This window comes from Falsiroseomonas bella, from assembly GCF_003173615.1.
Taxonomy (GTDB): Bacteria; Pseudomonadota; Alphaproteobacteria; order Acetobacterales; family Acetobacteraceae; genus Falsiroseomonas; species Falsiroseomonas bella.
Window position 1 is genome coordinate 166,949 of the sequence record NZ_QGNA01000004.1, and the last position, 11,981, is coordinate 178,929.

The 11,981-nt window shown below is 72.6% G+C and carries 14 protein-coding genes; 5 read left to right on the forward strand and 9 right to left on the reverse strand.

The window, feature by feature from the left end; all coding sequences use genetic code 11:
* Positions 1-78 precede the first annotated feature (78 nt).
* Genes DFH01_RS17670 through DFH01_RS17685 form a run of 4 tightly spaced genes read right to left on the reverse strand, consistent with a single transcriptional unit; the run spans position 79 to position 3,840 of the window.
* The gene (locus DFH01_RS17670; RefSeq protein ID WP_199231327.1) at positions 79-816 is read right to left on the reverse strand and encodes an SDR family NAD(P)-dependent oxidoreductase; all 738 of its coding nucleotides are present in this window, start codon (positions 814-816) and stop codon (positions 79-81) included.
* Positions 813-1,865, reverse strand: a complete 1,053-nt coding sequence (locus DFH01_RS17675) for a hydroxyacid dehydrogenase (protein WP_199231278.1) — start codon at positions 1,863-1,865, stop codon at positions 813-815. Before DFH01_RS17675 ends, DFH01_RS17670 begins: the two co-directional genes overlap by 4 nt.
* A complete protein-coding gene (locus DFH01_RS17680) occupies positions 1,862-2,548 on the reverse strand; it encodes an orotate phosphoribosyltransferase (protein WP_109871813.1) in 687 nt (228 codons plus the stop codon). The genes DFH01_RS17675 and DFH01_RS17680 overlap by 4 nt, the downstream gene beginning before the upstream one ends.
* Complete coding sequence (locus tag DFH01_RS17685) at positions 2,545-3,840, reverse strand: Zn-dependent hydrolase (protein ID WP_109872367.1); 1,296 nt, start codon at positions 3,838-3,840, stop codon at positions 2,545-2,547. The genes DFH01_RS17680 and DFH01_RS17685 overlap by 4 nt, the downstream gene beginning before the upstream one ends.
* 101 nt (positions 3,841-3,941) lie before the next feature.
* Between DFH01_RS17685 and DFH01_RS17690 the strand changes: the two genes are divergently transcribed.
* Entirely contained in the window at positions 3,942-4,760 is an 819-nt protein-coding gene (locus DFH01_RS17690; RefSeq protein WP_109871814.1) for a dihydroorotate dehydrogenase electron transfer subunit, read from the forward strand.
* On the forward strand, positions 4,754-5,686 hold the full coding sequence (locus tag DFH01_RS17695) for a dihydroorotate dehydrogenase (protein WP_109871815.1): 933 nt from the start codon (positions 4,754-4,756) through the stop codon (positions 5,684-5,686). The genes DFH01_RS17690 and DFH01_RS17695 overlap by 7 nt, the downstream gene beginning before the upstream one ends.
* Here the strand turns inward: DFH01_RS17695 and DFH01_RS17700 are convergent, their stop codons facing one another.
* The 3 genes from DFH01_RS17700 to DFH01_RS17710 are packed head-to-tail and all read right to left on the reverse strand — an operon-like array spanning position 5,687 to position 7,681.
* Complete coding sequence (locus DFH01_RS17700) at positions 5,687-6,175, reverse strand: TspO/MBR family protein (RefSeq protein ID WP_109871816.1); 489 nt, start codon at positions 6,173-6,175, stop codon at positions 5,687-5,689. It abuts the gene before it with no gap.
* Between the two features lie 58 nt (positions 6,176-6,233).
* Positions 6,234-6,977: a lytic transglycosylase domain-containing protein gene (locus DFH01_RS28495; protein WP_233256163.1), complete on the reverse strand. Its 744-nt coding sequence runs from the start codon at positions 6,975-6,977 to the stop codon at positions 6,234-6,236.
* A 47-nt stretch (positions 6,978-7,024) separates the two neighbouring features.
* The gene (locus DFH01_RS17710) at positions 7,025-7,681 is read right to left on the reverse strand and encodes a hypothetical protein (RefSeq protein WP_158287804.1); all 657 of its coding nucleotides are present in this window, start codon (positions 7,679-7,681) and stop codon (positions 7,025-7,027) included.
* A gap of 115 nt (positions 7,682-7,796) precedes the next feature.
* Between DFH01_RS17710 and DFH01_RS28260 the strand changes: the two genes are divergently transcribed.
* Both DFH01_RS28260 and mmsB read left to right on the forward strand, forming a co-directional pair.
* The gene (locus DFH01_RS28260) at positions 7,797-7,934 is read left to right on the forward strand and encodes a hypothetical protein (protein WP_158287805.1); all 138 of its coding nucleotides are present in this window, start codon (positions 7,797-7,799) and stop codon (positions 7,932-7,934) included.
* Between the two features lies 1 nt (position 7,935).
* The gene (mmsB, locus tag DFH01_RS17715; RefSeq protein WP_109871818.1) at positions 7,936-8,820 is read left to right on the forward strand and encodes a 3-hydroxyisobutyrate dehydrogenase; all 885 of its coding nucleotides are present in this window, start codon (positions 7,936-7,938) and stop codon (positions 8,818-8,820) included.
* Positions 8,821-8,831: 11 nt separating this feature from the next.
* On the opposite strand, the gene DFH01_RS17720 is transcribed toward mmsB, so the two are convergent.
* Together DFH01_RS17720 and DFH01_RS17725 are read right to left on the reverse strand one after the other, a co-directional pair.
* Positions 8,832-9,536 carry an SDR family oxidoreductase gene (locus DFH01_RS17720; protein ID WP_233256164.1) on the reverse strand — a complete coding sequence of 235 codons (705 nt, stop codon included), beginning with the start codon at positions 9,534-9,536 and terminating at the stop codon, positions 8,832-8,834.
* A gap of 11 nt (positions 9,537-9,547) precedes the next feature.
* A complete protein-coding gene (locus DFH01_RS17725) occupies positions 9,548-10,306 on the reverse strand; it encodes an LOG family protein (protein WP_109871820.1) in 759 nt (252 codons plus the stop codon).
* 64 nt (positions 10,307-10,370) lie between these two features.
* Between DFH01_RS17725 and DFH01_RS17730 the strand changes: the two genes are divergently transcribed.
* Positions 10,371-11,969, forward strand: a complete 1,599-nt coding sequence (locus tag DFH01_RS17730; protein ID WP_109871821.1) for an MBL fold metallo-hydrolase RNA specificity domain-containing protein — start codon at positions 10,371-10,373, stop codon at positions 11,967-11,969.
* The last annotated feature ends 12 nt before the right edge of the window (positions 11,970-11,981 follow it).

Genomic DNA, 11,981 nt, shown 5'->3' on the forward strand with positions numbered 1-11,981 from the left:
TCGCCTCCAGCGCGGACGGCATGGCGCGACGGCGCCGGCGATCCGCCTTTCGGGAACGGCCGCAGCGCGATGAGGTTGCTAGATCAACCCGCCGTTGACGTGGATCGCCTGGCCGGTGACGTAGCCGGCCTCCGCCGAGCACAGGAAGGCCGCCATCGCCGCCACGTCGTCCGGCGTGCCGAGGCGGCGCAGCGGGATCTTGGCCGTCACCGCCTCCCACTGTGCCGGGGTCAGCGCGGCATGGGCGCCCGGATCCTTGCGCGTGTAGCCGGGCACGATGGCGTTCACCGTGGTGCCGTTCGCCGCCGCTTCCACCGCGATGGCGCGCACCAGCGCCTCCATCCCCGCCTTGGCCGCGGCGCTGGCGGGGAAGGTGCTGACATCGGTGCGGAACACATGCGCGACGAAGGAGGAGATCGCGACGATGCGGCCTTCCTTCAGGTGCGGCAGCGCGGCGCGCGCGGTGCGCAGGAAGCCCCAGAGCACGGCATCGAGCGATTTCTGGAACACCGCATCCGGCGCCTGCGCGAAGGGCGTCTTGTCCGCGAAGCCCGCCGCGAAGACCAGTGCGTCCAGCCTTCCGAATCGTTGGAGCGTTTCCGCAACCAGGGCCTCCGGCAGTGCCGGATCGGCGATATCGCCCAGCATCACGGCCGCCTCGCCGCCGGTCGCGCGGACTTCCGCCGCGACGCGGTCGGCGCCTTCCGCGTTCTTCCGCGTATGCACCAGGATCGCGGTGCCCGGCCCCGCCAGGCGCCGGCAGCAGGCCGCGCCGATGCCGGAGGCCGCGCCGGTGACCAGGACGGCGCGCGTCACTGCGGAAACTCGTTCGGCGCGAAGCCGAAGGCCTCGCGGAAGCGCGCCGCATAGCGCGGCCAGGCTTCCGGGTTCACCAGCCGCGGCGGCACCTGGCCGCGAAAGATTGCGATCCATTGCTCCGCCGCGCCGGCTGCCATGTCGTGCAGCGCCTCCTCCGTGATGCCGGCATTGTGCGGGGAGACGATGACGTTCTCGAAGGCCAGCAGCGGATGGTCGGCCGGCGGCGGTTCCTTCAGGAACACGTCGAGCCCCGCACCCGCAATCCGCCCGGCCGCGAGCGCGTCCGCCAGCGCCGCCTCGTCATGGATGCCGCCGCGCGCGGTCTGGATGAACCAGGCGGTGGGTTTCATGCGCGCGAATTGCGCGGCGCCGAACATATTCATCGTCTCCGCGTTGCGCGGCGTGTGGACGGAGACGAAGTCGCTGCGCTTGAGCAGTTCGTCCAGCGCCACCTTGCGTGCGCCGCGCGCGGCAATCTGCTCCGCGGTGAGATACGGATCGCAGGCCAGCACGGTCATGCCGAACAGGCCGTTGCACAACTCGGCCAGCCGCGTGCCGATCTGCCCGAGGCCGACTATGCCCAGGATCTTGCCGCGGATGTCGCGGCCGGTCAGGGCGAAGCGATCCGGTGCCGCACCGCGCCGCAGCGCCTTGTCCGCCTGCGCGAACTTTTTCGAGAGCGCCAGCATCATGCCGAGGGCGTGTTCCGCGACGGCTTCCTTGTTCGTGCCGGATTGGTGGCAGACGATCACCCCCGCCGCGGTGCAGGCGTCCACGTCGATCACGTCGAAGCCGGCGCCGGTCGAGCACGCCGCCAGCAGCGCCGGCGCGCGCTTCAGCAGCGCGGCGTCGCAGAACCAGGGCTCGACGATCTCGACGCGCGGCAGGGCGTGGTAGCCATGCGCGGCCGCCATCGCGGCATCCAGCGCGGCGCGGTCATCGGCGAAGCGCAGGCGTTGCAGCGCGATGTGGTCGGCCGCGCGCAGCATCCGCTCGGCGACGGGGTTGGTGAAGTTCTCGAAGTAGACGAGGTTGGCGCGGGTCATGACTTCCATGCGGGGTCGGGGGCGGCGAGGCCGCCGCGGGCGGCGGACCAGCCGAAGGGATCGGCGAGATAGCGGCGCAGCTCCGCCAGGTCATCGGCGGGCAGCGTCGCGCGTTCTTCCGCCACCGGCAGCACGTCCTGCCAGGTGGCGAGCGCGAAGAGCTCGGCGCCGATATCCTGCACCTCCGTCACCAGGCGGTCGAAGATGCCGTAGTTGAACAGCACGAAGACATGCGAGACCGAGGCGCCGGCCTGCCGCAGCGAGCGTGCGTAGCGCGCCTTGCTGCGGCCGTCGGTGGTGACGTCGCTGACCAGCAGCGCCCGTGCGCCCCTGGGCAGCGCGCCTTCGACATGCGCATCCGCGCCGAATCCCTGGGCGCGCCGGCGAACGGTCACGAAGGGCAGGCGGAAGCGCTCGGCGAGCATGGCGGCGAGGGCGATGCCGCCCTGCTCGGTGGCGGCGATCGCGTCGAAGCCGGCATAGCCCACGCGTTCCAGGATGCGCGCCTCCGCGCCGTCCAGCAGCGCGGCGCGCGCCAGCGGGAAGGAGAGGGCGCGAGGGATGTCGAGATAGACCGGGCTCGCCCAGCCCGAGGAGAAGATGAAGGGCCGGTCCGGCCGCAGCAGGATGCAGCCGGTGTCGAGCAGGATCTGCGCGGTGCGCCGCCCGATGCTGTCATTCATCGCAAGGCATCCGCGCCGGTGAGGAGCACTTCGCGCAGCAGTGCCGCGCCGTGCAGGAAGTCGTCGAACTCCATCGCTTCCCTGGGATTGTGGCTGCCATGCTCGTTGCGGACGAACACCATCGCCGTCGGAACGCCAACGTTCGAAAAAATCGCGGCGTCGTGGCCGGCGCCGCTGGCCAGCACCTCATGCGACAGGCCCGCCGCCGTGCAGATGGCGCGCGCGTGTGCAAGCAGTCGCTTGTCCATCGCGGCCGGCGGCGTGCGCACGCCAGGGCCGAGCGCGATGCGCACGCCGCGCTCGCGCGCGATCTCCTCGGCTTCCGCCTGCGCCAGCGCGCCGAAGGCATCCAGCGTCGCCTCGCTCTCGCTGCGCCATTCCAGGGTGAAGCGCAGGTCGCCGGGAACGCGGGTCATCGCATGCTCGCGTGGGTCGGTGGTGAAGATGCCGAAGGTCATCACCAGGTCCTCGCCGCGTTCCAGCAGCGTGCGCCAGCTTGCGTCGAGCCGCATGGCGAAGTCGGCCGCGCCCAGCACCGCATCGCGCCGCAGCCAGCGCGGCACCGCGCCGGAATGCGCCGCCTCGCCGACGGCGCGGCCGTTCGGGTGGCGCTGGTTGCCGCGGATGCCGGAGACCAGGCCGACCGGCACGCGACGCGCGACAAGCACCGGCGCCTGCTCGATATGCAACTCCACGAAGTGCGAGAGCGTCGCCGGATCGCACAGCACGCGGCGCGCCGCGACGGCGTCGACGTCCGCGCCTTCGCGCCGCATCGCCGCGCCGAGCGTGAGCGAAGGATCGTGCAGGTTCGGCAGGTCGAGCCAGGCCGGATCGAACTGGCCGAACAGCGCGGAGGAGCCGAGATAAGGCCGGCCATACCAGGCACTCTCCTCGCCACGCAGCACGAAGAGGTGCAGGCTTCGCGCCGGGCGCGGGCCGCGCGCCGCATGCAGCAGCGCGATCAGCCCGGCGATCACGCCGGCCGCACCGTCGAAATTGCCGCCCTGCGGCACGCTGTCGAGATGCGATCCGCAGGCGGCGGCCGGCAGGGCGGGATCGGTCCCTTCCAGCGTGACACGCAGGTTCGCCGCCGCGTCCCAGGCGCAGGCGAGGCCGGCTTCGCGCGCGATCGCCTCGATGCGTCGCATCGCGCGCGTCTCGCCCGCTGCGTAGGTCTCGCGCGTGATGCCCACGCCGTCGTGATCGGCGGCGCGCAGCGTCTCGAACAGGTCGCGCGCGAGCGCGGCCAGGTCGGGCGCGATGGCGAGCGGGGCCGGGACGGCGAGGTCCATGCGCCGGACCATCGCCCGCCCCGCCGGGCCCGGCAAGTCGCGCGCTTGACTTCGCGCCCCTGCGCCCGAACATCGCCTGTGCAGGCAGGGAGACCGGCCGGATGGATCTCGGGGCGGCCGCCTTCCCGGTGGCCGAGGCGAGCGTGACGGTGATCGAGAGCGCGCCCGTGGGCCGACGCTATCATCGCCTGCTGCTCGACGCGCCCGATCTCTCGGCGCGCAGCCGGCCCGGCCAGTTCTTCCACCTGCTCTGCCGCGACGGTGGCGGCGCCGGTCCCTATCTCCGCCGGCCGATGAGCATCTGGCGCTGCGGCGAAGGCCGGCCGCTCGGCTTCCTGTTTCATGTGAAGGGCAAGGGCACGACGGCGCTGGCGCGGCTGCGCGAAGGCGATGCGCTGTCCGTCGTCGGGCCTCTCGGCCACGGCTTCCGGCTCGATCCCGCCTGGCGCCGCATCCTCATCGTCGCGCGCGGCGTCGGGCTGGCGACGCTGGCGCCGGTCACCGAAGCCGCCGCCGCGATGGGCATCGCGGTGGAGGCGGTGCTGTCGGCGCGCGCGGAGGCCGACCTGATGGCGCCGGAATTCGCCGGCGCCTCGGGTGCTGCAATCACCGCGCTGTTCGACGCGGATGGCGGCAGCGATGTCGAGCACGTAGAAAAAATGCTGCGCGCGCGCTTCGCTGCCGCGCGTCCCGATGCGGTCTTCACCTGCGGCTCGAACCGCCTGTTTCTCCTGTTGCAGCGCCTGGCGGCGGAGCACGGCATCCCGGGCCAGGTCGCGTTGGAACAGCAGATGGGCTGCGGCCTCGGCATGTGCTTCTGCTGCGTGCGCCAGGTGCGCGACGAGACCGGCAAGGTGGTGAACCTGCGCGTCTGCGCGGAAGGCCCCGTCTTCGACCTGCAGGCGGCGCTCGCATGGTAGACCTCGCCACGAGGATCGGCACGCTGACGCTGGCGAACCCCGTCATGCCGGCGTCGGGCACCTTCGGGCCGGAGCTTGCACAGGTCTTCGACCTCGACCGGCTCGGCGCGCTCGTCACCAAATCCGTCACGCCGGAATTCCGCGCCGGCAACCCGCTGCCGCGCCTCTGCGAGACGGAGGCCGGCGTGCTGAACTCGATCGGCATCCCCGGCAAGGGGCTGGATCACTTCATCGCGCAGGCCATGCCGGAATGGCGCCGCTTCCGCGCGCCGCTGGTCGTCAGCCTCTCCGCGCCGACGGTCGCGAGCTTCGCCGACTGCGCCGCGCGGCTGGCCGCGACGCCGGGCGTCGCCGCCATCGAGGCCAACATCTCCTGCCCGAACCTCGAGGAGGATGGCCGCGCCTTCGCCATGCATCCCGAGCCGGCGGCGGCGGCGACGGCGGCGATGCGCCGGGCGGCGCCGGGCATGCCGCTGTGGGTCAAGCTGTCGCCCAACACCGGCGACATCGCCGCGGTGGCGCGTGCGGTGGAGGAGGCGGGCGCGGATGCGGTGGTGGTGGCGAACACCATCCTCGGCCTTGCCATCGACGTCGAGACGGCGCGGCCGAAGCTCGGCAGCGGCATGGGCGGCTTCTCCGGCCCGGCCTTCAAGCCCGTCGCGCTGCGCCTGGTGTGGCAGTGCGCGCAGGCGGTGCGCATCCCGGTGATCGGTGTCGGCGGCATTGCCACCGGCGAGGATGCAGTCGAGTTCCTGATGGCCGGCGCGAGCGCGGTTCAGGTGGGCACCGCCAGCTTCGTCAGTCCCACTGCGATGCTGTCGGTGATCGAGGCGCTCGAAAAATTCTGCGCGCGCAAGGGCATCGCGCGCGTCGCGGAGCTGACCGGCGCCGCGCTGCCGCGCGCGTGGCGCGAGGCGGCGGAATAGCTACTCGGCCGGCAGCGGGTTGCCGTTCAGCGCCGGGTTCATCCGCCACAGCGTCCAGTTCAGCACGCCCGCGAAGGTGACCCAGGCGAGATAGGGCACCAGCAGCCAGCCGGCCGCGGCGCTGACGGGGAAGAAGGCCAGCACCATCGCGAGGATGGAAAGCCAGAACACCACCAGCTCGTAGAAGGCCAGGTCCATCCGGCGCAGGCCGAAGAACAGCCAGGACCAGGCGGCGTTCAGCAGCAGCGAGCCGAACCAGAGCCAGATCTGCGGCCCGAAGCCCACCTCGCGCCAGACCAGCCAGGCCGCGACGGCGATCGCCGTGTAGAGCACCGCCCAGGCCGGCCCGAACAGCCAGTTCGGCGGGTTCCAGGAGGGCTTGTCGAGCGCGGCATACCAGGCGCCGGGCCGGAAGATCGCCCCGGTCGAGGCGGCGGCGAAGCAGGCCAGAAGGAAGCCGCCCAGGGCCAGGAGCGATGTTGTGTTCATGCCGCGCTAGGTGGGGCAGGCGGCCGCCGCTGTCGAGCGAAACCGCAACCCCGGCGGTTCAGCGCGGCGTGACCCGGGGCGGGATGGCGGCCAGCAGGGCGCGCGCCAGCGGCGGGCGGCCGGCGATCGGCACCGGCAGGCTGCGATAGGCGGCGAGTCCCCGGCCGGACGGCCCGGACCCGGCCGGCAGCGCCAGGCGCTCCGCCCCGTTCGACAGGCGCGCCGCGCCCCCGCCGGCCTGCGCCAGGCCGGCCAGCGCCGCGGGCGGCGCCACGGGCGGGTGCGGCCGGGCCTGTTCCTGCGCCCAGGCCGCCATCACGCGGGCGCGATAGGGCTCGGCGAATTCCGGCGTCTGGGAGTGATAGGCGCTGGCCGAACGCTGCCAGTCGTTCCGCGTGGCGTTCAGTTCGGTCAGGAAGCGCGCCGCGTATCGCGCATTGGTCGCCGGGTCGAAAGCGGCTTCCAGAGTCGGGAAGGCGTCCGGGTGGTGGCGCAGGTTCACCTGCATGCAGCCCACGTCGATCGAGCGGACGCCGCGGGCCTGCAGGGCCTGCACGGCGGCGATCGCTGCCGCCTTGGTGGGAAAGAATTGCCCTCGCCCCTCGGCATTGATCGTCCAGGGCCAGGGGTGGAAGGCCCCCGTCTCGGGGTCGCGCCGGCCCGATTCCACCCGCCCGATGGCCATCAGGAGCTGGGCCGGGATGCCGGCGGCGCGCTCCGCCGCCTGGATCGCGGCGCGGCAGAGCAGCCCGGGCTCGGCCGCGGCGGGCAGCGGCAGGAGAAGCAGCAGCAGCGCTGGCAAGGTGCGACGCATGCCGCCCCCGCAGCAACCGCCATGCCAGGCGGCCGCTACAGGATCGGTGCCGGAGGGGCGGCTGGTGGCGTCGCCTCAGCCGGCGGCGGCGGGGCATCGCCCGAGGGCGCGGGTGCGGGTGCGGGCGCGGGGCGGGGCGGCTCCGGCTCGGCCGGGATCGCCGTCGGCGGCGCCTCCCCAGGCTGGGTGTAGTCCGCCACGATCCGTGCCTGGTTGCCTGCGATCACCAGCACGCGGAGGCCGATCTCCAGCGGCTGCTCGTCGCGCTGCGTGACCGAGACGAGGTCGCCATTCGTCTTGCGCACGATGTATTCGAAGGCCTTGGTGTCGCCGACCACCCGTTCCGCCGCGGTGCCGAACAGCCCGCCGACCAGCGCGCCGCCGACGGCGCCGATCGCCCCGGCCATGTTCCCGCCCGGCACCTGGGAGCCGATGATGCCGCCGGCGGCGCCGCCCGTCGCCGCGCCGGTGGTGCCCTCCAACTGCACCGCCACCTCGCGCCGGCCGATGACCACGCCCTGCTCCACGCGGTTCATCTGCTGGACCGCGCGGGTGGCGTAGGCATCGGGCGAGAAGCGGGGGCCGCAGGCCGCGAGGGCGAGCAGCGGCGCCAGGAGAAGGGCGGCACGCATGCGGCTGACATAGAGGACGATCATGCCCCGCGCCATCCGCGTCCCGCCCGGCGGTCGCATGGCACCATCGTGGCCGCCGCGGGGCAGGGCCGCCCGTCCGGTCCGCGCCATCGCCACCCTGGACAGGCGCCGCTTGCCGCGCGCAGCATCGCATCGCGATCAAAAGGAGGCGCCGATGCGTCCGGCACTGCTTCTGTTCCTGCTGTTCCTGGCCGCGTGCACCCAATCCAGCGAGCCGCCGCCCTGCATCTCGCCGAGCTACATCGACAGCACCGGCGAATGCGTCTCCCAGCCCGTATTCCGCCGCCGCTGACATGACGGCGCGCATCGGCTTCGTCGGCCTGGGCAACATGGGCGGGCCGATGGCCCGCAACCTGGCGAAGGCAGGACACCGTGTCGCGGTCTTCGACATCGTGCCGGACCTGGTTTCGCGCTGCGTCGCGGCGGGGGCGACGGCGGCCGGCAGCGCGGCCGAGGCCGCCCGCGAGGCCGACTTCGTCATCACCATGCTGCCCGCCGGCCAGCATGTGCGCGAGGCCTGGCTCGGCGCCGGTGGCATGGCCGCTGCGTCCCGGCCCGATGCGGTGCTGGTGGATTGCTCCACCATCGATGTGGCGACGGCGCGGGAGGTGGCGGCGGGATGCGGCCGCGCCTTCCTCGATGCGCCCGTCTCGGGCGGCGTGATGGGGGCGGAGAATGCGACGCTGACCTTCATGGTCGGCGGCCCCGACGCCGCCTTCGCCGCGGCCGAGCCGGTGCTGAACCGGATGGGCCGCGCCGCGATCCATTGCGGCGGCGCGGGCGCGGGGCAGGCGGCCAAGGCCTGCAACAACATGATCTTGGCGGCGACCATGATCGCCACCTGCGAGGCCTTCGTGCTGGCCGAGAAACTCGGCCTGACGCATCAGGCGCTGTTCGACGTGGTCTCGAAATCCTCCGGCCAGTCCTGGAGCGTGACGAGCTATTGCCCGGTGCCCGGCCCGGTGCCGGCGAGCCCAGCGAACCGCGACTACGCACCGGGCTTTGCCGCCGCGCTGATGCTGAAGGACCTCGGGCTGGCCGCCGAGGCCGCGGCGCAGACCGGCGCCGAGACGCCGATGGGCGCGAAGGCGCTGGAGCTGTATCGCGCCTTCGTGCAGGCTGGGAACGGCAGCGTGGATTTCTCGGGCATCATCCGCACGCTGCGTGGGGGCGGATAAGGCGGGCGTCCCTACTCCGCGTAGATCATCTTCCGCGTCATCCCGCCGTCGCTGACGAACTCGGCGCCCGTCACGAAGCCGCTCTCCGGCCCGACCAGCCAGGCGACCAGCGCGGCGATGTCCTCCGGCTTTCCGACGCGCCCGGCCGGGTGCTGCGCGTGGTCCTCCGGCCGCAGGGTCGCGCCCTTCGTGTCGATCCAGCCGGGGCTCACGCAGTTCACCCGCACATCCGGGCCGAGGCTGACCGCCAGTGCATGCGTCAGCGAGACCAGCCCGCCCTTGGAGGCGCTGTAGCTCTCCGTGTCCGGCTCCGACTGGTGCGCGCGGGTCGAGGCGATGGTCACCACCGCGCCCTTCGCCGCGCGCAGCATCGCCTCGGCCTCCCGCATCAGCAGGAAGGTCGCGGTGAGGTTGGCGCCGATCACTGCGTGCCACTCGGCGAGCGTCAGCTCTCGGAGCGGCTTGCGGATCATGAAGCCGGCATTGGAGATGAGCGCGTCCAGCCGCCCTTCCTGCTGCGCGATGCCGGCGACCAGCTTGCGCACGGCGGCTTCCTCGGAGACATCCGCCTGGACGTGCCGCGCTGCCAGGCCGGTGGGCGGCGCCGCGGGATCGGCCACCACCACGCGCCAGCCGTCCCGCAGCAGGCGCTGCGCGATGCCAAGCCCGATGCCCTTCGCGCCACCCGTCACCAGCGCGACCCGTTGCTCCGCCATCGCGTCCTCCGTCATGCCCGGGGTCGAACGCCGCCAATCTCCAGCAGATGCCACGCGGCTTCCGCATCCTCCGCGAAATGCAGCAGGCCGAGGTCGTCCGGGCCGATCATCCCGTCCTCCGCCAGCGCGTCCCAGTTCACCAGCCGGCGCCAATAGGCCGCGTCCACCAGCACCACCGGCACCGCGCCCATGCGGCCCGACTGGCGCAGCGTCAGGATCTCGAACAGCTCGTCCAGCGTGCCGAAGCCGCCGGGGAAGACGACCAGCGCGCGGGCGCGCATGGCCAGGTGCAGCTTGCGGATGGCGAAGTAGTGGAACTGGAAGGTCAGCTCCGGCGTGGTGTAGGGGTTCGGCAGCTGTTCCCGCGGCAGGCGGATGTTGAAGCCGATGGAGGGCGCGCCGGCGTCATGCGCGCCGCGATTCGCCGCCTCCATCAGCCCCGGCCCGCCGCCGGTGGCGATCACGTTGTCGCGGATGCCGGCCACCGGATGCAGCGCGCCGCCGCGTTCGGAGGCGATGCGGCCGAAGCGCCGCGCCTGGTCGTACCAGCGCGCATGCCGCTCGGGCCCGCCGGAGGCGGCGCGCGCGCTGCCGAAGACAACGAGGGTGGAGCGCACGCCCCAGGCGCGCAGCGCCTCGTCCGCCTTCATGCACTCCACCTGCAGCCGCACGCCGCGCATGGAGGGGCTGAGCAGGAACTCCCGGTCGAACAGCGCGAGCTCGTAGCTCGGCCCGAGGCGCGGCGATCCGTTGCGTGTCCTGGCTGCCATCCTCGCCTCCTGCGCCCGGCGGGGCCTATGCTGGCGCCTCGGCAGGCGGGAGGGGAAGTGTGCCATGGCGATCCGGCTGAAAGTCTGCGGCGCGGCGCGCACCGTCACCGGCCTCTCCCTGCTGTTCGAGACGCCGCGATCCCGCGTGCTGGTGGATTGCGGCATGTTCCAGGGGCCGAAGACGCTGAAGGCGCTGAACTACGAGCCCTTTCCCTTCGACCCCGCCGACATCGACGCCGTGCTGCTGACGCATGCGCACATCGACCATTCGGGCCTGCTGCCGAAGCTGGTGCGGCAAGGCTTTCGGGGCGCGATCCACGCCACCACCGCCACGTGTGACCTGTGCTCGGTGATGCTTCCCGATTCCGGCAGCATCCAGGAAAGCGAGGTGGAGCAGCTCAACCGCCGCAACCGCCGCCGCGGCCGCGACCCGGTGGAGCCGATCTACACCGCCGAGGACGCGGAGCGGACGATGGTGGCGTTCCGCAAGACCGAGTACGGCGCCTGGGTGACGCCCGTGCCCGGGCTGCGCGCGCGCTGGTGGAATGCCGGCCACATGCTGGGCTCCGCCTCCATCGAGCTGGACTTCGTCACCGACGAAGGGCCGATGCGCGTGCTCGTCTCGGGCGACATCGGCCCCGATCTCGGCCCGATCCAGCGCGACCCGGAAGGGCCGACGGATGGCGTGGACCATGTCTTCCTGGAAAGCACCTATGGCGACGAGGACAGGCCCGCCATCGGCCAGGCGGCGCGCCGTGCGGCGCTGGCGAAGCTGGTCAACGACGCCTCCCGCCAGAACGGCGCGCTGCTGATCCCGATCTTCGCGGTGGAGCGCGCGCAGGAGGTGATGCTCGACCTCGTCACGCTGATCCATGCGAAGCAGGTGCCGCCGACCGAGATCCATCTCGACAGCCCGCTGGCGCAGCGCGCGACCTCGGTCTTCGCGAAGCATGCCGCGCTGCTGGAGGATGGCGCGGCGATGCGCGCGGCGCTCGCCGATCATCACATCCACCATGTCGAGGACTGGCGGCAGAGCATGCAGCTCGCGCGGCAGGACGGGTTCCGCGTGATCCTGGCCGGCAGCGGCATGTGCGAGGCCGGGCGCATCCGCGCGCATCTGAAGGCGAAGCTGTGGGATGCGCGCACCATCGTCGCGCTGGTCGGCTTCCAGGCGCAGGGGACGCTCGGGCGGCTGCTGCAGGACGGCGCCGACCGCGTGCGCATCCAGGGCGAGCCGATCCGCGTCGGCGCGCGCATCACCATGATCGAGGGTTATTCCGGCCATGCCGACGCGCCGGAACTGCTGCGCTGGCTGGAGGCGCGCGGCCGGATCGCGGGCGGCCTGTTCCTGGTGCATGGCGAGGAGGAGGCGATCGCCGGCCTGGCGCAAGGCGTTCTTGATCGCGGCATCGTGCCGGAACAGGCGCTGGTCCGCCCGCTGCTGGACGAGGCCTTCGTGCTGCGCCCCGGCGCGGCGCCGGAGCGCGACAAGGAGCGCTCGAAGGGTCGTCGGCTGGCGCCGGAGCGCGTGGGCCTGCCGGACTGGCACAACGAGCGCGCTGCCCTCACGCTGCAGATCGAGGAGGCGCTGGAGAAGGCGGGCGACGACCGCGGCCGCGCCGCGCTGCTCGCGCGGCTTCGGCAGGCGCTGGACGCGCGCTGAGCCACGACCCAG